This window comes from Rhodococcus sp. NS-SX18, assembly GCF_057367935.1.
The window spans coordinates 4,486,320-4,510,225 of the sequence record NZ_CM170633.1 but is presented as its reverse complement, the minus strand read 5'-3'; the positions used below and the strand labels follow the sequence as shown (position 1 = coordinate 4,510,225).

General features: G+C 70.5%; 19 protein-coding genes. 11 read left to right on the top strand and 8 right to left on the bottom strand.

The annotated features are described in order from the left end of the window. Positions 1 to 109: 109 nt before the first annotated feature. The 3 genes from AC2IPW_RS20585 (at position 110) to AC2IPW_RS20575 (ending at position 3,251) form a co-directional block, all read left to right on the top strand. Positions 110 to 1,612, top strand: a complete 1,503-nt coding sequence (locus tag AC2IPW_RS20585) for a PucR family transcriptional regulator (RefSeq protein ID WP_486375541.1) — start codon at positions 110 to 112, stop codon at positions 1,610 to 1,612. 422 nt (positions 1,613 to 2,034) lie between these two features. Beyond that, positions 2,035 to 2,556: a helix-turn-helix domain-containing protein gene (locus AC2IPW_RS20580; RefSeq protein ID WP_486375540.1), complete on the top strand. Its 522-nt coding sequence runs from the start codon at positions 2,035 to 2,037 to the stop codon at positions 2,554 to 2,556. 155 nt (positions 2,557 to 2,711) lie between these two features. Beyond that, positions 2,712 to 3,251 (top strand): RES domain-containing protein, encoded by a 540-nt coding sequence (locus AC2IPW_RS20575; protein WP_486377042.1) that lies wholly within the window; start codon positions 2,712 to 2,714, stop codon positions 3,249 to 3,251. 328 nt (positions 3,252 to 3,579) lie between these two features. Here the strand turns inward: AC2IPW_RS20575 and AC2IPW_RS20570 are convergent, their stop codons facing one another. Both AC2IPW_RS20570 and AC2IPW_RS20565 read right to left on the bottom strand, forming a co-directional pair. Then, on the bottom strand, positions 3,580 to 6,615 hold the full coding sequence (locus AC2IPW_RS20570; protein ID WP_486375539.1) for an NAD-glutamate dehydrogenase domain-containing protein: 3,036 nt from the start codon (positions 6,613 to 6,615) through the stop codon (positions 3,580 to 3,582). Positions 6,616 to 6,738: 123 nt separating this feature from the next. Further along, a complete protein-coding gene (locus AC2IPW_RS20565; protein WP_486375538.1) occupies positions 6,739 to 7,686 on the bottom strand; it encodes an intradiol ring-cleavage dioxygenase in 948 nt (315 codons plus the stop codon). 277 nt (positions 7,687 to 7,963) lie between these two features. On the opposite strand from AC2IPW_RS20565, the gene AC2IPW_RS20560 reads away from it, so the two are divergent. Further along, on the top strand, positions 7,964 to 8,446 hold the full coding sequence (locus tag AC2IPW_RS20560) for a hypothetical protein (protein WP_486375537.1): 483 nt from the start codon (positions 7,964 to 7,966) through the stop codon (positions 8,444 to 8,446). Positions 8,447 to 8,562: 116 nt separating this feature from the next. On the opposite strand, the gene AC2IPW_RS20555 is transcribed toward AC2IPW_RS20560, so the two are convergent. Continuing rightward, on the bottom strand, positions 8,563 to 9,009 hold the full coding sequence (locus tag AC2IPW_RS20555) for a hypothetical protein (protein WP_486375536.1): 447 nt from the start codon (positions 9,007 to 9,009) through the stop codon (positions 8,563 to 8,565). A 562-nt stretch (positions 9,010 to 9,571) separates the two neighbouring features. On the opposite strand from AC2IPW_RS20555, the gene AC2IPW_RS20550 reads away from it, so the two are divergent. Beyond that, positions 9,572 to 10,111, top strand: a complete 540-nt coding sequence (locus tag AC2IPW_RS20550; RefSeq protein ID WP_486375535.1) for an adenylate/guanylate cyclase domain-containing protein — start codon at positions 9,572 to 9,574, stop codon at positions 10,109 to 10,111. Between the two features lie 294 nt (positions 10,112 to 10,405). On the opposite strand, the gene AC2IPW_RS20545 is transcribed toward AC2IPW_RS20550, so the two are convergent. From AC2IPW_RS20545 to AC2IPW_RS20530, 4 genes are all read right to left on the bottom strand, one after another. Beyond that, positions 10,406 to 11,770: an MFS transporter gene (locus AC2IPW_RS20545; RefSeq protein ID WP_486375534.1), complete on the bottom strand. Its 1,365-nt coding sequence runs from the start codon at positions 11,768 to 11,770 to the stop codon at positions 10,406 to 10,408. 213 nt (positions 11,771 to 11,983) lie between these two features. Continuing rightward, positions 11,984 to 13,918: an alkyl/aryl-sulfatase gene (locus AC2IPW_RS20540; RefSeq protein WP_486375533.1), complete on the bottom strand. Its 1,935-nt coding sequence runs from the start codon at positions 13,916 to 13,918 to the stop codon at positions 11,984 to 11,986. Next, positions 13,915 to 15,120, bottom strand: coding sequence for an acyl-CoA dehydrogenase family protein (locus AC2IPW_RS20535; RefSeq protein ID WP_486375532.1), 1,206 nt, complete (start codon positions 15,118 to 15,120; stop codon positions 13,915 to 13,917). Before AC2IPW_RS20535 ends, AC2IPW_RS20540 begins: the two co-directional genes overlap by 4 nt. 25 nt (positions 15,121 to 15,145) lie before the next feature. Then, on the bottom strand, positions 15,146 to 16,702 hold the full coding sequence (locus AC2IPW_RS20530; protein WP_486375531.1) for an acyl-CoA synthetase: 1,557 nt from the start codon (positions 16,700 to 16,702) through the stop codon (positions 15,146 to 15,148). Positions 16,703 to 16,814: 112 nt separating this feature from the next. Here AC2IPW_RS20530 and AC2IPW_RS20525 point away from each other — a divergent pair, with 112 nt between their 5' ends. From AC2IPW_RS20525 to AC2IPW_RS20505, 5 genes are all read left to right on the top strand, one after another. Next, complete coding sequence (locus tag AC2IPW_RS20525; RefSeq protein ID WP_486375530.1) at positions 16,815 to 17,423, top strand: TetR/AcrR family transcriptional regulator; 609 nt, start codon at positions 16,815 to 16,817, stop codon at positions 17,421 to 17,423. A 356-nt stretch (positions 17,424 to 17,779) separates the two neighbouring features. Next, positions 17,780 to 19,213: an aldehyde dehydrogenase family protein gene (locus tag AC2IPW_RS20520; protein WP_486377041.1), complete on the top strand. Its 1,434-nt coding sequence runs from the start codon at positions 17,780 to 17,782 to the stop codon at positions 19,211 to 19,213. Between the two features lie 44 nt (positions 19,214 to 19,257). Further along, positions 19,258 to 20,373, top strand: coding sequence for an NDMA-dependent alcohol dehydrogenase (locus tag AC2IPW_RS20515; RefSeq protein ID WP_486375529.1), 1,116 nt, complete (start codon positions 19,258 to 19,260; stop codon positions 20,371 to 20,373). Between the two features lie 18 nt (positions 20,374 to 20,391). Continuing rightward, positions 20,392 to 21,441: a TIGR03617 family F420-dependent LLM class oxidoreductase gene (locus tag AC2IPW_RS20510; protein WP_486375528.1), complete on the top strand. Its 1,050-nt coding sequence runs from the start codon at positions 20,392 to 20,394 to the stop codon at positions 21,439 to 21,441. Between the two features lie 149 nt (positions 21,442 to 21,590). Beyond that, positions 21,591 to 22,976, top strand: coding sequence for a protein kinase family protein (locus tag AC2IPW_RS20505; protein ID WP_486375527.1), 1,386 nt, complete (start codon positions 21,591 to 21,593; stop codon positions 22,974 to 22,976). Between the two features lie 24 nt (positions 22,977 to 23,000). Here the strand turns inward: AC2IPW_RS20505 and AC2IPW_RS20500 are convergent, their stop codons facing one another. Continuing rightward, on the bottom strand, positions 23,001 to 23,333 hold the full coding sequence (locus tag AC2IPW_RS20500; protein ID WP_416061799.1) for a hypothetical protein: 333 nt from the start codon (positions 23,331 to 23,333) through the stop codon (positions 23,001 to 23,003). Positions 23,334 to 23,523: 190 nt separating this feature from the next. Here AC2IPW_RS20500 and AC2IPW_RS20495 point away from each other — a divergent pair, with 190 nt between their 5' ends. Further along, positions 23,524 to 23,763, top strand: coding sequence for a hypothetical protein (locus AC2IPW_RS20495; RefSeq protein ID WP_416061798.1), 240 nt, complete (start codon positions 23,524 to 23,526; stop codon positions 23,761 to 23,763). Positions 23,764 to 23,906 lie beyond the last annotated feature (143 nt).

Genomic DNA, 23,906 nt, shown 5'->3' with positions numbered 1-23,906 from the left:
AAAAGATGATTCGAGTATGAAAGTGGGCCAGGTACCCGAGACAGGGCCGTTTCGTACAACACGGCGAAACGCACCGCGCCATTTCGTCGAGTCGTTCTACGATGACCCCATGAGCGTCGGCATCGCCTGGCTGCTGCGGCAACCGGGACTGGGATTGGCACTGCGCGGCGGCCGGGCCGGGAAGGATCGCCAGATCGGCTTCGTCCAGCCCACCGAACTGCTGGACCCGCGGCCGTGGCTCTCCGGAGGGGAACTCGTCCTCACCACCGGCCTGGGACTGCAGCCGGAGGAGGGCGGCGACTACGTGCGCCGCCTCGCGGAGGCGGACGTCGCGGCCCTCGGCTTCGGCACCGGCCTGTCGCACGAGCGGATTCCGCCGGCGGTCCTCGAGGCGGCCGACGCGGTGGGGCTGGCGCTGCTCGAGGTGCCGTACACGACGCCGTTCGCCGCCGTGAGCCGTGCCGTCACCGCCCGGCTCGCCGAACAGCAGTACGAACTCGTGCGGCGCGCGGCCGACACCCAGGTGCGCATCACCCGTGCCGTGCTGCGTGGCGGGGTGCCGGCGATCGTGCGGGAACTGGCCGTCGCCACTCACACCGCCGTCGCCTATCTCGACGAGCGCACCGGGGAGGTGGTCGCCCACCCCGAGGCCGCGGCGGAGCTGGCGGAGCAGATCTCGGAGCTGCGCCCGGACGGCGCCGGCTCGGTCACCGCGAGCCGGCCCGGCCGGACGCTGACCGTGCAGCCGGTCACGCACGCCGGCGTCGTCAGCGGATACCTGGCCGTGCAGGCCGACCGGCCGCTCGAGAACGTCGAACTCGTCCTCATCGGCCACGCCGTCTCCCTCGTCACCCTCGAGCTGGACAAACCGCGACGGCTGCGTGCAGAACGGAACGCGCTGGGCGCGAGGGTGTTCGGACTGCTCGTCGCCGGTGTCCTCGACTCCGGCGACGCTGCGGAGTATCTCGCCGACGCGGCCGGCGCGCGCAGCCGGATCCGGATCCTGCAGCTGCACACCCCGGCCGCGGCCGACGTGCGGCGCGTGCTCGACGCCGGTCTCGGTGCCCGGCAGCGTCCGCTGTACGCGCGCAGCGAGGACGAGGCGCTCACCGTGCTGCTGCGGGGTGAGGACACGCTGTCCGACGTGACGGCGCTGCTGGCGGACCTGTCCCCGCCGCAGGCCCGCACCCTGCGTGGCGGGCTCAGCGCCGCGCACCGGCTCGCCGACACCCGCCGCGCCCTCGAACAGGCCGAGCACGCCGTGGCCGCGGCGGACGCGACGCGCCGCATCGTCGAGTTCGACGCCACGCACGGAACCGCCCTGCTCGCGTCCCCGGCGGTGCGGGCCGTCCTCGAATCCGTCGCCGCCTCCACGGTGTCCGCCCTCGCCGACTACGACCGCGGCCGCGGGACCAGGCTCGTCGCGTCGCTGCGGGCCTTCCTCGAGGCGAACGGGCAATGGGAGGCGGCGGCCACCGCCCTGGAGATACACCGGCACACCCTGCGCAGCCGGATCGCCAAGGCGGAGCAGGTGCTCGGTGTGGACCTCGGTGATGCCCGCGTCCGGGCAGAGCTGCTGCTCGCCTTGCTGATCGGAGAAGCGGCGCCTTAGCTCACCGGCCTCATCGTGGAAGGAAGAGCCGTGACCAGGCAGTTCGTGCGTGCACCTGAAAGTGTCGGCGCAGCGCGGCGAGGAGTGTCATGGTGCCTCGACAAGTTCGGGTGGTCCGCCGATCCCGAATCCGACCCCCGGGAAGCTCCAGGGAAGTCGATGCGCATCCACATCGTCGAGCCGAGACAGTCTCCTCCTTTGCTTTGTTTTCTTGTTTATCTTGTTCAGAGGCGTAGCCTGGGGATATGAGCACGAAGCGGACCGGTCGTACGAACACCGGGTCGGCCTCGACCGCGCGCACGAAGGACACGGGTCGGGCGGCCGGGGCGAAGTCCCGCACGTCGACCCCGCGGACGACGCCGCCCGCGCCCGGCGCTGCAGGTACCACGACTTCGGCGCGGGGTGCAGCGGGCTTTTCCGCGGTGTTGAAGGACGTGCTCGGCAGTGTGCCGGAGGCGGAGCGGGAGAGTTTCGTGCTCGGCGTGGTCGGGGACGAGGGTGAGGGGCTGGACGCAGGGTTGTGGGGGCGGGGTCCGTCCCCGGCCGAGCGTAGACACGCCGCGTTGGAGAACCTGCGCCGGCAGTATCGGGCCCGCCGCGCGGTGGTGGCGGAGTCCCTGACCCGACCGGAGGCCGCGGAGCTGCTCGAGGTATCCGAGCAGGCGGTCCTCGATCGTCTCAAGGCGGGGGATCTGATCGGGGTGAAGAAGGGCCGGGAGTGGCGGCTGCCGTCGTGGCAGTTCGACGCCGACGCCGAGCAGGGCTTCGTGCCCGGCCTGGCCCAGGTGAGTCGGGTGTTTCCCGGGGGTGCGGTGTCTTTGACCGAATGGGCCCTGAAGGTGAACACCGACCTCGACGGCGCGACCCCGGCCGAAGCGCTCGCCGCCGGGCGCATCGACGACGTCGTGCGGGCGGCCGAGGCCGGCACCGCAGCCGCGTGGTAGCCCCACTTCCCGCACCGACGCGACCGTTGCATGGCGGACGAGCATGGGTCTGGCGGTGGCGCGAACCGAGCCCCGGCCACCGGTGGCGCTGGTGCCGCATCTACCACCCGTCCCCGCACACCCCGAACGGAACCACCCACCGGCGCTTCGGGCCGTTGCACCGACTGGACCCGCATCTGCCGGCCCCCGACGGTGCGCCGCGGACGTGTCCGGACGGGCGGTCGGTGCTGTACGTCGCCGGCAACTTGGCCACGGCGCTCGGTGAGGTCTTCGGGGATTTCCCTGCGGCGGCGGTGTGCCCGCGCTACCGGGTGGCGCTGCTGCGACCGACCGCCCCGGTCCCCGTGCTCGACCTGCGCGGGCAGGGCGCGGCGATGCACATCGGTGCGCTGCCGTCGCTGGCCACCGGCGACTATCCGCGCCCGCGCACCCAGCAGTGGGCGCGGACGATCTACGAGGATCAGCCCGTGGCCCGACGGCGTATCCACGGTGTCTACTATGACGCCGCGCATTCCAACGGTCCTGCGTTGGCGTTGTGGAGCACCGAGGACCGGATCGAGGTACCGGCCGACTCGCGCGGCGCGGTACAGGACTTCGCGCTCGCGGAGCCGCGGATGTGGCCGCGCGTGGTCGATGCTGCGGTGAGTCTGGGCATGCGCGCCGACCTGGTCGCCCGCTGCCCCACCTGCTCGTAGTGGGGAGCATCCAGGAGAGGTTGTGGCAGAAGGAGTTTCATCCTCCTGCGGGTACGGCCTGCCCGCCGCGCGGGTGTTCTCGACCCGCTGTACGCCCCGAATGGTTCTCTCCTCCCTGCCCCACCTGAGTGGGGTCGCGGATTCTGTCCGTAGGGGATGAGGCGAGGCGATGCGACGAACCGCGGCGCGGCTTGCGGTGGCGTATCGGGGCCCGGGACACCGACCGCGCTGCACATCCCGGTGCCGGGGCCGGGTCCCGGGAACGCAACGCATCATCCACGACATGCGTCATGCCGCACGCAAGAGACGATCCATAAGAGACACACTCTCAGCGGTCGAGCAGGCGCAACTCCCCGGCGATCACGGCGAGCCGCGCGGTGTCCACCGCGTCCTCGCCGCGGAGCCGGTCGAGGAGCCGCACGAGCCGGTGCGCTCGATCGGGCAGATCCGCGGCACCGCCGTCGAGCGCGGTGACGACGAGCGCGTCGAGGCGGTCGGCGATCTCGTCGCGCAGGGCCGCCGCACCCATGGCCTCCCAGTAGGAACCGCGGACGCGGGTGGCGAAACCGTCCAGAAGCCAACGGATGTGAAGGCTGCCGATCAGTACGTCCCGGGCCGCGGCGACACGAGCAGGATCGATGCCCAGGCGCAGCGCCACCGCGGCGTTCGCGAAGGCGCCGCGGCAGTCCTCGGCGGAGGGTCGCTCGCCCAGTGCCTCGGCGACGGGTGCGGCGAAGAGCGCGACGAGAGCCTCCGGCGTGTCCGTCTCGTCGCCCGTCCCTGCGAGCACATCGCGGAGCGTTCGGCGCGCGGTGTGGCGCAGCAACCAGGTCATCTCGGCCTCGACGACGCGCGCGAGCGCGCTCAGCTCCGCCACCGTACTGCGTGCGTCGGACCCGTCCGCGAGGATCCGGGCCCGGATGTCCTCGGTGTGCAGCACCCGGCTGACCACCACGTAGGTGCGCGCCGAGTCCTCGGTGGCGGCGCCGAAGCGTTCCTCGAACCGGTACAGCGCGCCGGGGCCGAGCCGGTTGACGAGTTCGTCCGCGAGCGACGCGACGACGATCTCCCGGCGCAGGGGGTGCTCGGCCACGCCGCTTCCGGCACGGGCGACGATTTCGGCAGGGAAGTAGTTCTCCGCCCACGGGGCGCAGGCGGCGGAGTCCGGCAGCGACGACGCGGCCAGCTCGCTCGCGACGACGTTCTTCGACTGCGCCAGCAGCACCGCCAGCTCCGGTCGCAGCAGGCCGGTGCCTGCCCGCCGCCGCTCCCGGATCTCGTCCGCGGTCGGCAGACTTTCGTCGTTCCGGGGTATCCGGCCGGTCCGCGCCAGGTCGTCGATCAGGCGTTCGTGCTGGGTGAGCAGCGCCGGGGCGTCGTGCTCGCTGCATCCCAGGGCGAGCACCTGATCGCGGGAGGCCGTGAGCACCGCTTCCGCCACGTCGTGGGTGACCGCGGCGAGCAACTTCTCCCGCTGCCCGGGCGCCAGCGTCCCGGCCGCCACCGCACGGTCGACCGCGATCTTGATGTTGACCTCCCGGTCGGAGGTGGCGACGCCGGCGGCGTTGTCGATGAAGTCGCCGTCGCAGCGGCCGCCGCAGCGCGCGTACTCGATGCGGGCGGCGCGGGTGAAGCCGAGGTTGCCGCCCTCCCCGACAATGCGGGCCCGCACGTCGCGGGCGTCGACCCGGACGCGGTCGTTGGCGGGATCGGCGGCGTCGCCGTGCGTTTCGCCGGAGGCCTTCACGTACGTGCCGACACCGCCGTTCCACAACAGGTCCACGGGCGCGCGCAGGACGGCCACGATCAGCTCGTCGGGGGTCAGCGCCTCGGCGTCGGTCCCGAGGGCGGCGCGGGCGGGCGCGGACAGCGGCACGGACTTGGCGGTGCGCGGCCACACGCCGCCGCCCGCGGAGATCAGCGCGGGGTCGTAGTCGGCCCAGGACGATCGCGGCAGCCCGAACAGCCGGGCGCGCTCGCGGTGGGAGGCGGCCGGGTCCGGGTCGGGGTCGAGGAAGATGTGCCGGTGGTCGAACGCGGCGACGAGGCGGATGCGGTCGCTGAGCAGCATGCCGTTGCCGAAGACGTCACCCGACATGTCGCCGATGCCCGCGACGGTGAAGGTCTGCGTGTCGACGTCGTGGCCGAGTTCGGCGAAGCGGTGCCGCACGGCCACCCACGCGCCGCGGGCGGTGATGCCCATGGCCTTGTGGTCGTAGCCGGCCGAGCCGCCCGAGGCGAAGGCGTCGCCGAGCCAGTAACCGTATTCGGCGGCAACGGCATTGGCGGTGTCGGACATGCGGGCGGTGCCCTTGTCGGCGGCGACCACCAGGTAGGCGTCGACACCGTCGTAGGCGACGGTGTCGGGCGGGGTGACGGGTGATCCGTCGACGATGTTGTCGACGACGTCGAGCAGGCCGCGCACGAACGTGGTGTAGGCGGTGGTGAGGTTCGCGCCGGAGCCGGGCCGGATCACGAACGCGCCCTTCGCGCCGCCGGGGACGATGGGCGCGTTCTTGACGGCCTGGGTCGCCATCAACCCGAGGACCTCGGTGCGGTAGTCCTCCGGGCGCTCCGAGAAGCGGAGCCCGCCCCGCGCGACGAGCTCGGCCCGCACATGCACACCCTCCACGTCGGGGGAGTGGACGTAGATCTCCCGCATCGGCACGACCGCACCGCCGACGCTCAGCGCGGACGGATCGAGCTTGAACGACGCGTACGGTTTGGCGCCCCCGCTCTGGAACCAGTTGGTACGCAGGGTCGCGTCCACGAACGAGCGCAGCCCTCGCAGGGTCCGGTCGAGGTCGAATGTCGCGGCGCGATCGATGTGGCCGGCCACCGCCGCGGCCGTGGCGGCGGCGGCGCGGTCCCGGTCGGGCAGTCCGGGCCGGAACCGGGCGTCGAACAGCGCGGCGAGGTCCGCCGCGAAGCCGGGAGTGGCCGTCAGGCAACCGAGCATGTACGCCGGGGACAGGCCGATCCCCGCCTGGGCCAGGAACCGGACGGCCGCCCGGACGAAGTCGACCCACCGCCACGAGATGCTCTCCTGCAGAACGAGCATCGAGAAGTCGTCGATCTCGGTGCGGCCCTCGGTGGCCGCGACGAACGCGTCCGCGATCAGCTCGAGTACCTCGGGATCCGGAGCGGCGGTCGCGGACGGCGCGATCGTGAAGTGGTGCGTCCCCGGCTCACCCAGTGGCCGGTGATCGCTCACGTGGAGGCCGAAGCGCCGCAGGACGTCGACGACGTCGGTGAGGGTGAACCGGTGGTCCGGCCAGGTCGCGACACAGCCGAGCGGAGTGCCGTCGGCAGGATCGAGGAAACGCAGGGTCGTCGTGTGCTGGGTCAGGGAGGGGGCGCTCACGGGGGGTCCTTTCCGGGGCGGCGGCGATGAGGCGAGTCTGCCGCCGTCGCACCCCGGCAGGGCAGGGCCGAAATGGAGCGGTCGGGGCGCGAAAGGACGCCGAATCGGTGTGGATCCCGCCCGTCACTGCCCGGGCGGCGGACCTGCCGGACGGCCGCCTCCCGGGCCTGCCCCCATCCCGCCCTGCGGGGGTACGTCGGACTGGACGTTCGCCGACTTCTCGGCGACACCGATCGTGATGTCGACCGCATAGCCGGTGTCGACGCTGCCCGTCACGGCGGCGAGTTCGGCGTCCCAGCCGTCTCCGAAGACGTTGTCGGAGTCGAGACTGATCTGTGTGAGGTTGCGGGTGCTCTGCGAATAGCCTTCGGCCTGCGCGTACACCGTCTCGCACACGTCCTGTGGCAACGCGATCTGCGAAGTGAGCCGGGCGTTGTCACCGGCGACGGCGACCTCGAGGGAGTCATAGACCTCGAAGTGGATGTGCGGCCAGCGGCCCGAGTAGCAGGCCGGGAAGATCGACGTGAACGAGACGGTGCCGTCGGCCCCGGCCACCTGCACGCCGCGCAGGTAGTTCTGATCGGTGACACCCTCGCTGTAGAGCGAGTAGTTGCCGTCGCGGTCGCAATTCCACAGGTAGACCGCCATGCCCGCGCCGGCGGCGCAGTCGGCGGCCAGATCCTGCAGGTGCAGCGTGACGGTCGTCGGTACGCCCTCGGCGGTGCCGGTGTAGCTGCCGAAGCTGGTGGTGATGTCCCGCCGAACGATCCCGGATTCGATCAGGACGTTGGGGCCGTTCGATCCGTCGCCGGGGTACGGGCCGGCGGTCTCCTGCGGTGCGGCGGCCACGCACTCGCCCGCGGCGGTGGTCGTGCTCGCCGCGGTGGTGGCCGACGCGGATGCCGAGGTGGACGTCGACCCTCCCGTCGAGCACGCAGCGAGTGCCGCGGTGCCGGCCGCGCCGAAGACGGCCAGCATCCGGCGGCGCGACAGCATCGTCTTCAGGTCGTGCCCCAGCCCGAGGTCGTGCTCGTGCGGCTCGGCGCCGTCGTGGGTGTGCCGTGAACTCATACCGGTGTCCTCTCCGTTCATTCGGTCGAGTTCACGCTACGAAGCGATGCTGGGGAAATGGTGGGCTCAGGCTGTGAACCTGCTGGGACCGGAGCGGGGACGAGTACAGCGATCGCCGGACCGAGGGTCACCGAGCAGCTGACGGCTCCATCGCCTCGAGATGCGCTCCGATCCGAGAGCAGGCGAGGGCGTCGACCGCGCCTTCCTCTCACCGATCGACTCGACTTTCGATGGCCGGGTGGTTGACGGCGCGACCGGGTGAGCGGAGCCTGACGGGATGGCGAGACCGTTGCCGGAGTGGGAGCTGCTGATCCCCGGAGAGGGGCCGTATATCGGCACGATCCGGTGCGAGGACGCGGCCGGGCGGGAGGTGCCGAGTGCCGACGGTATCGGAGGCGGGGCGCACGCGTGGCGGGCGAAGTGCCTGCACTGTCCCTGGCTGGGTGAGACGGCGGTGCGGATCGGTGCGGGATCGGCACCGCGTCCGAGCTCCCGGACGGTGGACAGGCTCGAGGAGCAATGGGTACGGCACATCTACGAGGTGTCGGCGACGGCGGCGGTGCTCGATTCGCTCGAACAGCTCGACCGGTTGGCGGCCCGGCAGCAGGCGGTGACCGCGGTGCTGGACGACGCGGTGCGGCGTCTGCGCGCCGAGGGGGCGTCCTGGGCGCAGGTGGCGGAGTTGGTGGGAATGACGCGACAGGCCGCGTGGGAACATTGGGCGGACTCGTCCGCGGCACGTCGGCACCGCGGGCGGTGACCCTTCGGGGAGGTATCGTGCCTGTTCCGGGAACTGTCGGGCTTGCCTGACAGAAGGAACTTGTCAGGGGTTCCTGTCGACTGCCGGGAGATCGGAAGTACTCCACACCGTCGGCTTCACACCGTCGACCGTTCCTTCGGCACCAGCAAGGCCAGCAGAGCGAGCAGGAGACCGCCGCCGACGAGATACAGCCCCCAGCGATCGTTGAGCAAGTCGGCGTAGTTGTCGCGGACGAAGTCCCCGAAACTGTCGTCGAGCCGCCACAGCAACACGGCGGTGGTACCGATCCCGACGATCACGCCGAGCCACCCGACCGCGCGTGACCCCACCAGCGCAGCGATCAGCAGCAGGATCGCGGCCAGCAACAGCAAGGCCGTCATCGACTGGTAGAACCGCACGGCCTGAGTCTCGACCTGCTCGAAGGTGAACTCGGCGGGGAAGCCGTCGCGCAGATCCACCAGCGTGACATCGCTCGGCTGTATTCCGCCGACGAGGGGAAGGAAGGCCCCGACCGCTACCGCGATGGCACACGCGAATAGGACCAGATGGACGAAGGTGCGCATGAGTGTTCTCCTCTGTCGGCTGACGAGGTGCTCGGGTTCACAGTAGTCAGTGTGGGCTGTTGTTCTGTATGGATCGGGTCGTCGGGGTGACGGCGACGGCCGGTCGTCGGCGTGAAAGTGAAGACCTTGGGTGGCGCCGGCACGGGGACCGGCCCCTTGGTGCTCGCGCGGTGTCGCGCCAGTGTGCCGTTCGACGATCCTCAGGTGGGCGCGTGACGACCGTGCGTTCGAGGCTGACCCGGTGCCCGGCCTGCCCGGGAACGCAGGCAACGTCTCACCGCTGTGCGCGCGCAATGTTCGGACCCGGCCCACCGGTTCCGGTCGGCAAGAGGTCGGCGTCCCGACCGTGCCGACCTCTGTACGAATCGAGTCTGCCGTCGAGTTCGATTCCCGCTACCGAGTGCGGCGTCGCAGCGCGCCGCCGACCCCGAGCATCCCGAGCGGGCGCTGCGCCAGGCCCATGAGATACGCCGGTTCGCCGAGTTTCAGTCCCGGTTGCTCGCTCGCGCCGTCACCACCCGGCTGGGGGCAGTCTCTGCGGCAGCAGATCCACGCGCAGGCGATGAACCACCATGATCCCGAGGCGCGGCAGGTCGCGGCGTGTTTCGCCGATCTGGTCGGGTTCACGACGCTGGGGGAGCAGCTGTCCCCTAGCGAGCTGGGGGCGTCGGCCGATCGGCTCGATGTGCTGACCACCGATGTGGTGGCCCCGCCGGTGCGGTTCGTCAAGACGGTCGGGGATGCGGTGATGCTGCTGTCGGCCGACCCGACGGCTCTGGCCACGGTAGCGATAGAGCTCCTTGCGGCCGCGCAGCGGCAGGGTCTGCCGCCGTTGCATGCCGGGATCGTGTGGGGCACGGCGGTGCGCAGTGCCGGTGACTGGATCGGGCGACCGCTCAACCGGGCCAGCCGCATCGCCTCGGTCGCCGGACCGGGTGAGGTGCTCGTCGACGGTGCGGCGATGCGCCGCCTGGACAGTGCGGCGGTCGCCGCGGAGCCGGCCGGCAGGTACCCGTTGAAGGGCTTCGCGGGCGAGCACGAGCTGTTTCGGCTCGGCGTGGTGGGAACGCCGGCCGGTGAGGGTGGACGTGAGCCTTCGTAGCGGCGGTTCCACCGTCACGGCGTAGCCGAGCACCGGATACCAGTGATGTGCCTCGCTTCTGGTGGCGGGTCTCATCACACGGAAGGGCGAGATTCATGGGAGCGCCGAGGAAGTATCCGGAGGATCCGAAGGAACGAGCGACGAGGTTGGAGATCGAAGCACGCCGCGAGCGGGGTCGAGAATGCGCTCAGGTACCGGCGCACGTCGGTGGGATCGGTCGGGCTGCGAGTCCACGGGAGTTCCGAGAGCGGAGGCGTGCGCAGGCGCGGGCCGCTTCGCTGCCGCGGTGTGCGGTCACGCCGGGCCGGCCGTGGTGTCGTCCGCGGTGCCGGTCGTCCCGACTCGGGACAGCCGATGCGCATCGTGGGCGGGACGAATGGCTGCGACGGCATACACGCCGCACGCAATCATGACGACGGCGGCGAGGGTGAACGCGGTGCCGTATCCCGCGACGACCGTCGCTCCGCCGTCGACGATCCGGCCGGTCATGTACGGGGCGACGAGGCCGGGGAGGGTGCCGGTGGCGGCGAGGATGCCGAAGACGGCGCCGCGCTTGGCCGGCGGCACGACCGCAGCCGCCGTCATGTAGTGGAGCGGGAATGCGACGGCCGAGCCGCTGAACGCGATCACGATGAGTACGAGCCGGATCGCGGACCCGTCCGCGAACGGGACGAGCACCATCGCGATCCCGGCGATCGTCACGGCGATGCCCTGCAATGCCCCGTGCGCCCAGCGCACCGACAGGCCTTTACGTAGGAGCAGGTCGGACAGCGGGGAGATGGTGAGCAGCAGCACCAGGCTCGTGCCGGAGATCGCGCTGATCACACCGGCGACATCTCCGGGCCCGAATTGCATTGTGGTGTGCAGGTATTCGGGGAGCCATGCGGAGTTGACCGCCATGGCCCAGTGTCCGCCGAATGCGCTCGCCGCGCTGCCGAGGAACGTGCCGCTCACCAGGATCTTCCAGATCTTCGGATTGCCCGCTGCACCCGACTTCCCGGTCGCAGCGCCGTGCCCGTGCCGAGTGTCCCGGTCGAACGGTCCGTCCTTGCCGATCGCGAGCCAGGCGATGCCCCACAACCCGCTCACGACGGCCAGTGCGATGAACGCGGCCCGCCAACCGTGATCGCTGATGAGCCATGTCAGGAGGGGGGCGGCGATGAGGACTCCCAGCGCTGCACCACTGATCTGCAGGGCCGACGGCAACCCGCGCTTGTGCGGCGGGAACCACTTGTACAGGGCGTGCATGGACATGGGCGTGGCCGGGCCCTCCGCGGCGCCGAGGAGGACCCGGCCCGCCACCAGCGCCGGGACGGTGGCGACGAGCAGCACCGGAATCTGGGCGACGGTCCACATCATGGCCATCGAGAACAGCAGGAGCCGGCTCGAGACGCGGGCGGAGACGAAACCGACGACGATGCCGGCGATGCTGTAGAGCAGGTAGAACGAGCTGGCGATCAGTCCGAACATGCTGCGGTCGATCCGGAACTCGCTCATGATCGGCACCGCCGCGAGACCGAGGACGGCCTTGTCGCCGAAGTTGATGATCATGAAGAAGACGATCATCACGAGGACGGCGAGGGCGCGTCGACGGGTGTACCCGGGCGGGTTCACGTCCGATGTCGTGGCAGTCGGACTGGGGGTTCGAATGGTCGCCATGCATCCTCCTCGGCTCGTCCCGATCCTCGATCGGTGGCCCGGTCGTCTGGTAGTCCGATCGGCATCGGGCTCGCGTTCGTCGTCGGTGGCCCGACGGAAGGGCGGCGCATTCCGGCCGATCGTCACGAGGTGTCGAAGTCGTACACCGTCCCGTGTTGCACTCAGCTTACTGTGACGAGCGTCGCATAGCAAGGAAGCGGTCGATGAAAATGGTTATGAAACAACAGCTTTCATTCGACCGAGTATCCTAGGGGTGACGATCGGGAAGGCCGGATCGAACCTGTCGCGCAGGTCGAACGGCACCCGCCACGCCGCAACGTCACCGGATACGTGGACGTGGTCTGCGGCCTCGGCGTCGGCTGTGGTGAGTGCCCCGAGCACCAGCCGCGCCAGCACCGGTCGCGACAGCGCGACGGTCGCGTCCACGTCGGCGCGCTGCGGACGGCGGCTGTGGACCAGCACGCCGTGGCGCACCAGAACGAAGATCCGCTCCTCGCCGTCCACATCGAGTGCCACATGGGCGTCACATGCGGCGGCTGCTGCGCCGTCGAGCCGGACCGCCAGGTGGTCGAGCAGCATCTCGGTGGTCATCGCCGTGAGCATGTCGCCACGCGCCCCACCGCCCCCGCCGTAGGCGACGCCCGAGCGTAGTTCCTGCGCACCTGTCAGGTAGAAGTTCCGCCACGACGCCGCCTCCGCCTGGTATCCGAGCTGCTCGAACGCGTCGGCCTGCAGGGCGCGCGCATCCTCGTTCTCCGGGTCGGCGAAGACGACCCGGCCGACCACTTCGGCGACCCACCGGTAGTCGCCGGCCTCGAACGACGCCCGTGCCTTGCGGAGCACCTCGTCCGCACCCCCCATGAACTCCACGTACCGCTCCGCCGCCGCGGCGGGCGGGTGGGGGTGCAGGTTCGCCGGGTTGGCGTCGAACCAGCCCAGGTACTTCTGGTAGACCGCCTTGACGTTGTGTTCGAGGGTTCCGTAGTAGCCGCGGTTGGACCAGTAGTTCGCCAGGGCGGGCGGAAGTTCGAGTCTCTCCGCGATCTCGGCCGCGTTCAGTCCCCGCGCCGCCCACCGCAACGTCTCGTCGTGGATGAAGCGGTACAGATCGCGCTGCTTCTCCATGAATTCGCGGATCGTCGCGCGTCCCCATGCCGGCCAGTGATGGCTGATGAACAGCACATCGGTCCGGTCGCCGAAGAGATCGAGGGCGTCGCGGATGTAGTCGCTCCACGCTGCGGCATCGCGTACCTGAGCGCCGCGCAGGGTGTAGAGGTTGTGCATGTTGTGAGAGACGTTCTCTGCCATGCACAACGCCCGCAGGTCCGGAAGGAAGAAGTTCATCTCCGCCGGAGCCTCGCTGTCCGGGGTGTACTGGAAGACGATCCGCACCCCGTCGAGCACCATCTCGGTACCCGTCTCGGCGACGAGGTCGGTGGGAGCGAGCAGCGTCGGTGCACCGTCGGCGAGTGCGGCTCCGAGGCCGACCGAGACGACACCCCGGTCGTCCGCCGGGAGGAGCGAGCCGTACATGTACTGCGCGCGCCGCTTCATCGCGTTGCCGGCGTGGACGTTCTCGCTGACGGTGTGTTCCATGAAGCCCGACGGCGCGACGATCCGCACGTCGCCGCGGGCCACCTCCTCGGCCGACACCACACCCTTGACCCCACCGAAATGATCGGTGTGGCTGTGGGTGTAGACGATCGCACGGATCGGCTTGTCCCCGAGGTGTTCTCGGGCGAGTCGCATGCCGGCTGCGGCGGTCTCCGGGATGAGCAGCGGATCGATCACCACGTATCCGGTGTCTCCCTCGACGATCGTCATGTTCGCGATGTCGAAGCCACGGATCTGATGGATGCGATCGGTGACCCGGAACAGGCCGTGCTGCACGGTGAGTTGCGCCTGCCGCCACAGACTGGGGTTGACGGTCTCGGGGCAGTCGCCGTCGAGGAAGTCGTACCGGGTCAGATCCCATACCACCCGGCCGTTCTCGGCGCGGATCACCGGCGGGTTGATCGTGGCGACGAATCCGCGGCGAGCGTCGTCGAAGGAACGCCGGTCGGCGAAATCCAGTGTGCTCAGCACGGCCCGATTGGCCGCCGCGGTCGCGGGGGTGGCCGCCTTCGGACTCGACAGTGGGCTGGTCATGCCGTTCCCTTCTCGCCGGCCGGCTGTGCGAGCAACTGCTTGGCGATCCCGTTCTTCTGGATCTCGGACGACCCGGTCAGGATGCGGAACATGCGCAGCCGCCGGAACAGCCATTCGACCTCGGCCCCGCGGACCATGCCCGCCTTGCCGTGGATCTGCACGGCCTCGTCGGCGATGCGGAAGGCGTGCTCGGCAACGAACAGCTTGCACATGAACGCCTCGACGCGCGGCGGTGTACCGGCGTCGAGCGCGGCGAGGGCGTCGTAGGTCATGCTCCGGGCCGCGTAGTAGTCGGTGGCCATGTCGGCGATCTTGTGCTGGATCGACTGCAGTGCCGCCAGGGGTGCACCCTGCACGTGCCGCGTCTTCGCGAAGTCGACGGTGAGTTCCAGCGCGCGCCGCGCGCTGCCCAGCACCGTCGGGCAGTGCAGCAGCCGGTTGACGGTCACGCGTCCCAACCCGATTCGCAGACCGTCGCCGACGGAGCCGAGCAGCTGCTCGGGCCCGACGTAGCAGTCGTCGAGGACGATGTCGCTCTCCACGTGCTGGCCGGACATCGGCAGGTCGCCGTCGACGACGGTGCAGCCGGGGGAGTCGAGGTCGACCAGGAAGGCCGAATAGACCTCGCTGTCACCGGTGGGCGCCATTCGCGCGACGAGCACGGAGAAGTCGGCGAACGGACCGGCCGAGGAGAACACCTTGCGGCCGGTCAAACGCCAGCCGTCCCCGTCGGGGGTGGCGACGGTGCGCATCCGTCGGACGTCGGATCCCGCGTCCTCCTCGGTCAGCGAGAAGCAGCACGCCCGCTCGCCGCGCAGCACCGGCATCAGGTACTTCTCGAGCTGGTGGTCCGTGGCCACGCCGAAGATCGACCCGACGCGGAGCGGCCCGCCCATGTCACCGAGGACCGAGTGGGCGAGGATCCGGCCGCTGGCCCCCACCTCCTCCTTGAGGACGGCGAGTTCGGTGTAGGACAGGGCCTGACCGCCCAGGGCCGGGGGCAGATGGATCCCGTAGAACCCGAGTTCGCGGCTGCGCCGCCACACCGGTTCGAGTTGCTCACGGGTGTACCGAGTTTCCGGTCCCAGGCCGAGTCGGTGTTCGTACTCGGCGAGTTCGCCGTCGAGGTAGTCCCGCAGGCGCGGAACCAGCGTCGCGAGCCGCGGATGGTCGTCGTAGGACGGGGTGAGGGTGAACGACATGAAGTGTCCTTGTCAGTGAACGCGGTCAGTGAACGTGGCGCTCGGCGCCGGACCAGTAGGCGTCGCGCACGGCGCGGCGGTCGACCTTGCCGTTGCGGTTGATCGGAAGGGACTCGACGAAGTCCACCGAGCGTGGTTTCTTCATCCCGGCGAGCCGCTGGGCGCAGTGGTCGATCAGTGCGGCTTCCGTCGGCTCGATGCCGGGGCGCGGCACGACGACGGCCTTCACGGCCTCGCCCCACCGCTCGTCGGGGACGCCGACGACGCAGACCTCGGACACGTCGGGGTGCTCGTACAGGGCGGCCTCGACCTCGCTGCAGTAGATGTTGAACCCGCCGGAGATGATCATGTCCTTCTTGCGGTCGACGATGAACAGGTAACCGTCGTCCCGCAGGCGCCCGATGTCGCCCGTGTGGACCCATCCGTCGCGGAAGGTCTCCGCCGACAGTTCCGGTTCGTGCCAGTATTCGTGCACGCAGTCCGGGCCGCGCACGACGATCTCACCGAGTTCGCCTGCCGGCACGGGCCGGCCTTCGTCGTCGACCACCCGGACTTCGGTGTCGAACACCGCGCGTCCACACGACAGCAGGAGCTCGGGGTCGGAGCCGATTCCTCGCTGTACATCGTCCGGCGTGAGTACCGTTATCCCACTCGTTGTTTCAGCCTGACCGTGCCCCTGGGCGACGACCGGTCCGAACAGGTCGACGGCGTCCCGCAGGCGCTGCGGGGAGACGGGCGCCCCACCGATACGCACACATCGGAGGCTCGAGTAGTCGGTGGTGGTGGCCTCCGGGTGGTCGAGCACCAGATTGAGCATGGTGGGCACCATGAATGTCGAGGTGATGCGCTCGGACTCGAGGGTGCGCAGGAACAATGCGGTGTCCCAGTGCGGGAGGATCACGACGGTCGATCCCCGGGAGAGGGAGGCGAGCAGACCCATACCCGAGGCGTGGGTGATCGGTCCGGGCGCGAGGTAGCGCTCGCCGACGCCGAGCGAGCTGTCCGGGGTCATCAGCCGCTTGCGCATGTTGGCCAGGCGGTTGCCGTGGGTCTGCACCGCGGCCTTGAGTTTTCCGGTCGAGCCGGAGGTGAAGTTCAGGACTGCGGGGACTTCGGGATCGACCTCGATCGCCACCGGGCGCTCGTCGCCCTCGGCCAGCAGGTCGCTGTAGTGCACCGCGTCGTCGCAGCTGTCGTCGTAGTCGACGACCGTGCAGCCCGTGCCTGCGTCGGCGACGATCTTCAGCGCGGTCTCGACGTGCTCGGCGTCGACGAACAGCATGCGCACGGCCGCGTCCCGTAGCACGTGGGCGACCTCGGCGGCCCCGAGTCGCGCGTTGATCGGCACGCGGAGCAGTCCGGCCTTGCACAGGGCCATCTCGGTCTCCACCAGCTGCGGGCGGTTGCCGGCGAAGGTGGCGACCGCGTGTGCCGGTTCGAGTCCCCGTCCGACCAGTGCCGAGGCGAGTCGGTTGGTGGAGCCCTCCAGGCGGCGGTACGTCCAGCGCTCGTCGCCGCACACCACGGCTTCGTGCTCGGGCCAGTACGTACTGCTGCGACTGAGATAGATGCCGAGGTTCATTTCCGCTCCTTCGCGGACAGAGTGACTGTTATTGGACACGATGTATGGAACTGGTGTCGGTGTCAAGGCTTGCGCTAGCATGGTCGTCCTGGTAACGGGAAGGGAGCCGACAATGGCAGCGGAAGACCGCCGGGTGCGTCGCACCAAGCGACTGTTGCGCGATGCGCTCGTGGCTCTCGTGCTCGATCGCGGCTACGGTGCCGTCACCGTCGAGGACATCACCGAACGAGCCGATCTCAGTCGCGCCACCTTCTACGGTCACTACACCGACAAGGACGACCTGTTCGGGCAGATCGTCGCGGATCTCATCGCGGAGTTGAACGAGCGATTGCGCCCGCTCGTCACGGACTCGTCGGCCGGGTTCACCGGCAAGCCGGTCCTGGAGATGTTCCGCCACGCCGCCGAGGAGCGCGACGTGTACCGGGTGATCCTGCGCGGGGAAGGCGACGGCCGTGCCCTGCGCGAGTTCATGGACGACCGCAGCGAGGTCGTCGCACGAATCTTCCGTAAGCGTGCGGACGCCCACGGTGTGACCCCGCGCATCGACGTCGACGTTCTCGCCCGGGCCTGGGTCGGCGAGCAGATCTCGGTCCTGCGATGGTGGATCGAGTCGGACCCGCCCGTCCTTCCTCTCGAGGACGTCACGCACATGCTGCTGGACCTGTCCCTACGCGGCCGGTACTGGGCGAACGGCTTCGACGGACCGCCGCCCGGCGCCTGATCTCCCGCCGGTCGCCGGTTGCCGGTCGACAGGGCGCGACGAGGGCAGCTCCGCATGCACGTACCGTCGCACGGCCGCCTCGTCGTCGGGGCCGAGGGCGGGGCCGAGGGCAGGGCCGGGCACCGTGGCAGGACTGATGAGCGAGCGTGCCACCCACCGGGCGGCCTCGTCGAAATCGCCGTCGCCTCGGACCTCGCCCCGGCGGTTGGCCGCGACGACGAACTCGAGCCGGAACGCCGCGGGCCGGGGACGAGTGCGCGGATACCCGCGCCGGCGCACGCCTCGAACTCGGCGGACCGAGCGGGCGGTCTCGCTCAACGGGACTGCGCCCGGGGCCGTTCGGCACCGCTCATAGCATCCGCGCCATGACCGCAACCATCGGCACCGACGTGCACGCGCTGCTCGAGAACCAGCAGAAGGAGTTTCGCGCACGACGGACCAGCTCCGCGGCGGAGCGCCGCGCCCGGATCCAGCGGGTGATCGACATGCTCGTCGCCCGGCGCGGACAGATCGTCGAGGCGATCGACGCCGACTTCGGCGGCCGACACCCGGGATACTCCACCGTCAACGACGTGCTCGGTTCGCTGGCCGCGCTGAAGTACTCGCGCGATCACCTCGAGGAGTGGATGCAACCCGAGCAGCGGTCGGCCTTCGCCCCGTACGACCAGCTGGGTGCCACCGCCTCGGTGCAGTACCAGCCGAAGGGTTCGGTGGCGATCATCGGCACCTGGAACGCGCCGGTGTTCACCCTGCTCAGCCCGCTCGCCGGGGTGCTGGCAGCCGGGAACCGGGCTGTGCTCAAGCCGTCCGAACTCGTCCCCCGCACCGCGCAGGTGCTGGCCGAGGCGGCCGCCGAGTTCCTAGACCCCGTCGACGTCGCGGTCGTCACCGGTGGTCCCGACGTCGCGCAGACCCTCACGGCGTTGCCGTTCGACCACATCGTGTTCACCGGCGGTCAGACCGCGGGCCGCTCGGTACTGGAGAACGCCGCCCGTAACCTGGTGCCCGTCACGCTCGAGCTCGGCGGCAAGTCCCCGACGATCGTCGGGCGTTCGGCCGATCTCACCGCCGCCGCGCACCGGATCGCGGTCGGCAAGGCCACCAATGCCGGTCAGCTGTGCGTCAACCCGGACACCGTGTACGTCCCCTCGGAGAGCCTCGAGGCGTTCGTCGCCGCGGTCCGCGAGTCCTACCTCGAACTGCTGCCCACCGCCACCGGCAACGCCGACGCCACAGCTGTCGTCACCGATCGGCACGCCGCACGCATCGACGGCTACATCCGCGACGCCGAACAGCGGGGGGCGCGCATCGAGACCGTGCCCGCGGAGCCGATCGACGCGACCGACCGGCGCCGCCCGCTGCGGCTGGTCGTCGACCCGCCGGCGGCCGCGGCGATCTCGCAGGAGGAGATCTTCGGACCGGCCCTGGTGGTGCGCACCTACGACGATCTCGCGGACGTGATCGCGCAGATCAATGCCGGGCCGAAACCGCTGGCCCTGTACTACTTCGGCCGGGACGCCGACGAGCAGCGCACCGTGGTCGAGTCCACGACCTCCGGGGGCGTGACGATCAACGACGTGATGATGCATCCGGGCATGCTCGACGCACCGTTCGGCGGGGTCGGCGCCTCCGGCACGGGACACTACAACGGCCGCGAGGGATTCCTCGAATTCAGCCACGCCCGAACGGTGTTCGTCGCACCCGATCTGGATCCGCGCCGCGAGTGGGGGATGCTGCCGCCGTACGGCGACGGCTACCGCGCCGCGATGGATGCCCAGGTCACCCCCTGACACCGGACCGAACCCGACACCGTCCCACACCCCGGAGGAACCCGATGAGAACCCGCGGCGCGATCATCCGCCAGGCACCCGGCACGTACGAGATCGCCGACCTCGAACTGGACGAGCCGCGGCGCGGCGAACTGACGGTGAAGATGGTGGCGGCGGGACTGTGCCACTCCGACGACCACATCGCCACCGGTGACCACGCTGTCGGCAGCTACCCGATCTGCGGCGGTCACGAAGGCGCCGGCGTCGTCGTGCAGGTCGGGCCGGAAACATCCGGCTGGAGCGAAGGCGACCACGTCGTGTTCTCGTTCCTCGCCGCGTGTGGCCGGTGCCGGTGGTGCGCCAAGGGACTGCAGAACCTGTGCGATCGGGGTGCGGCGATCATGACCGGGAGCCGGCCCGACGACCCGGCGAGCTTCCGGCTCAGTCTCGACGGGGCACCGGTCGCGCAGACCTGCGGCCTGTCCACCTTCAGTGAATACACCACGGTGAGCGTCGATTCGGCGGTCAAGGTCGACAAGGACCTGCCGCTGGACAAGCTGTGCCTGCTCGGCTGCGGTGTCGGCACCGGCTGGGGTGCGGCGGTCAACTCCGCCGAGGTGTATCCGGGGCAGACCGTGATCGTGCAGGGCGTCGGCGGGATCGGGATCAACGCCGTCCAGGGCGCCGCCCACGCCGGCGCGGCCCGGATCATCGCCGTCGACCCGGTGCCGTTCAAGCGGGAGAGCGCGTTGCGGTTCGGCGCGACGCACGCTGTCGCCGATATGGCCGAGGCGACGGAGATCGCCCGCTCCTTCACCGACGGTCAGGGTGCCGATGCCGCGATCGTGACCGTGGGTGTTACGACCGGCGAGCACATCGCGCAGGCGTTCGCCGCGATCCGCAAGGCCGGCACGTGCGTGGTCACCGGTCTCGGTGCGATGACCGACGTCGGTATCCCGATCAGTCCGATGGAGCTGGTGCTGTACCAGAAGCGGCTGCAGGGTTCGCTGTTCGGCGCCTCCGCCCCGACCGCCGACATCCCGTGGATGATCGAGCTGTACACCTCCGGCAAGCTGAAGCTCGACGAACTGGTCACTGCCACCTACAAGCTCGACGACATCGCGCAGGGGTTCACCGACATGCACGAGGGACGGAACCTGCGCGGGATCGTCCTCTTCTGATCGACACGAGGTCCCGAGATGGAAGTGGTGGCATCGCTGCCGGCGGACACACCGCTGAGCCGGGTGGCCGAGCGGGTGCGCCGGATCGAGGCCCTCGGCTACGACACCGTGCACGTGTCGGAGACGGTGCGCGACCCGTTCGCGGTGTGCGCGCTGGCCCTCGAGCACACGTCGCGGCTGACGGTGCGGACCAGCATGGTGGTGGCGTTCGCCCGCAGCCCGATGGTCACCGCGTGCTCCGCCTGGGAGCTGGCCCGCTTCTCCGGGGGCCGTTTCCAGCTCGGGATCGCGACGCAGGTCCGCGGCAACATCGTGGGCCGGTTCTCGATGCCCTGGAGCGATCCTGCCGCGCAGCTGCGTGACTACCTCGACTCCCTACGGGCGATCTTCGATGCCTTCGCCACCGGAGCGCCGTTGTCGCACAGCGGAACCCACTACACGTTCGACCGGTTGCAGCCGTACTTCCGGCCGGGTCCGCTCGACGTCGCGGCCCCGCAACTGTGGACGGGTGGGGTCAACCGGCGCATGTGTGTGCTCGCCGGGGAGCGATCCGACGGCTTCGTCACCCACCCCACGAATTCGCATCCGCTGTTCCTGCGCGAGCGGGTGCTGCCGGCGCTGCGTGAGGGTGCCGACCGCACCGGCCGGGACGACGGCGGTCCCCGCGTCGTGGTTGTGCCCAAACCGATCACCGGACGCGACGACGCCGCCGTCGCCGCCGCCACCGACGCCGCACGCTCGGAGTTCGCGTTCCTGTACTCCACCCCCGCCTACCGGCGCACCCTGGAGATGCACGGTCTGGCCGGCCTCGGCGAACGGCTCGGTGCGCTCGCCCGGGACCAGCGCTGGGCCGAGATGGCGCCGCTGATGACCGACGACGTCCTGCATGCCCTCGTGCCGTGCGGCACCTACGCGCAGCTGCCGGAGGTCCTCGGCTCCTGGTACGGCGGGCTGTGCGACGGCCTGTCGATCGACCCGCCTGCCGAACCGTCGGGTGACGACGACTTCGCGCGCCTGCTCGATCGTCTCCGCGTGCTGCCGGAACGCCGCCCGGCTCAGGATCGCTGAGGCGGACGCGGCAGGAACTCCGGCGCGCTGACCGGTGACGGCAGTGCGGCAACTGCCGACCGGCGCGCCGACACCGAAATCATGCCCATCCGGCAGCGCCGCGATGGACAATGACGGCCAGGGACCCGGATCCGGGGGAGGGATCGTCGATGACCGAGCAGGACGGCGCGACTCCGGGTGAGCCGCCGGACCGGCAGCCGGTGGGGGCCGGGTCGCTCGTCGCGGACGGACGCTACCGGCTGGTGGACGGGGCCGGGAACACGGTCGGCCTGCAGTGCTGGCGCGGACACGACACGGTCATGAATCGCACCGTCGCGCTGACCGTCGCCCCGCGCCCCGCGGGCGACGACGGTGCCTTCTTCCACGCGCTGTGTGTGCGCACGGCCTCGGCTGCGTTCGCCCGGGTGGGGTCGGCGGCCCGTGTCTTCGACGTCGCCGACGACGCCGCCCGCTGCGTGGTCGTGTCCGAATGGACGCCGGGCCGGTCGCTGCACGACGTCGCCGGGGACCGTCCCGATCCGGCCGTCGCGGCGCGCACGGTGCTCCGACTGGCCGAGACGGTGCGCACCGCGCATCGGCAGTCGACGATCCTGGGCCTCGACGACCCCGTGCGCATCCGGGTCGACGAGTCCGGCGCCGCGGTCCTGGCCTTCCCCGCGACGCTGCCCGGTGCGGACGAGACGACCGATGTCGCCGGTCTCGGCGCGGCCCTGAAGTGCATGCTCGGAGACCGGGGTAGTGCACCGGCGATGCGGGCACTGGCCGACGAGGCGGTCGACGGAAGTGTGCGGACCGCAGCAGTGTTCGCCGAGCGACTGGGGCGGCTGCTGCCGGGGGCACCGCCGGACCGTCCGGAACCGGTGGCCCGGATCGCGGCGCCCGTACGGGAACCGAAACCGTCCCCGGCCACCACCGCCCGGCGCAGCGCAGCGGTGCCGGCAGTGGTGGCGCTCGTGGGCGTGGCGTGCCTCGCCGCGGTCGGCTGGGTGGCCGGCACCGCGCTGAGCGGACCGCGTGCCGAGTCGGCGGCGCCGACGACGCTTCCGGTGATCGTCGCCGCGTCGCCGCCGACGGTGGGCGGGACCACCGTCCCCGTCGTGCCCCGCGCGGTGCGTGCCCATGCGCAGGAAGGCGCGGCGGACAACGCCGTGACGGCGGACCTCGCGGTCGACGGGAACCCGAACACGGCGTGGAGCACCGAACTGTATCCGCGTCAGCTCCCCGCGGGACGGGCCGGACTGGGCCTGACCGTCGCGTTCGCGCAACCGGTGCGGCTCGGTGAGGTGTGGATCGACAGCCTCAGCGCCGGTACGCACGTCGAGATCCGGACGGCACCGGACGGGGGCGGTCCGCTCCACCTGTCGCAGGTGGTGGGCACCGCCACGCTCGACGAGGGCGTCACGCGCATCCCGGTGGCGGCGACGGCGGCCCCGATGTCGGAGGTGCTGGTGTGGATCACCCGGCTCGGACCGGCCGGCGACCGCTTCCGCACGTCGCTGTCCGAGGTGGGGTTCACGACCTTCGACGGGCCGTGAGCGTGGGCCGTCCGTCGCGAGGGATCAGTCGCGGGCACAGATGTGCCGGATCAGCACGTGCGGCCCGTACAGGACGCGCGCGCGGGCCAGCAGGGCCGTGTGCACCTGCTCCTCGGTCACGCCGGTCGGCAGGGACAGGACCAGGGGATCGAGACGGCGATCCGGATCGCTCGGGTCCTCGACGAGGCACGTCCAGTCGAACGTTCCGCCGGCGCGTCTGCGGGCCAGTTCGATCCGGGCGGCGTGGACCTGCCCGCTCCGCTCGGGCACGGCGTCCGTGGGGTTCTCCTGCACCAGCCGGTCCAGATGCTCGTCCGACCACCTGTACACACCGAAGCTGTGCCGTCCCGGATCCATCTCGCCACGCCTTCCCGCGGTGCTTTCCAGGTCGCTCGGCCGTGATTATCCCACTCGCGCAAGGATCGAGCACGTGGTTACCCGAGTCGATCCGGGAGAGCCGGCGTCGGCCGAATCTGTGGCGCCGGAGAACCCGGTCCACCACGATGAGTGCACACCCCGCGCGTCGACTCGAAGGACGGTCCCGCCCATGAGTACTCCCGAGCTGGCCCGGCAGGCCTCGCAGTTGCGCGCGGATCTGCACGCGTTCGACCGGCGGATCCAGCAGCTGAGCGAGGAGTTCGGGCGGATCGACCGGCATTCCCACGGCGATTCCGCCGAGGCTGCGCTCCTCGAGATTCTCGACCTCCTGGCCGACGCGCGCCTCGATCTGCGCAGCGTCGACCGGCACCTCGAGACGACGGTCCGGCACGCGGAAAGCCTGCACTGACCCACCGGGACCGCCCACGGGCGGTGGGGTCGGCGAACTCGCGGTCGGCCCACGGGCGTCGGGCATCGCGGCGGGTTTCGGCAGACGACCGTAGACAAGGAGGCCGAGGGGCATCGTCGCGTCGGGGTGGGACCGGCGTTCAG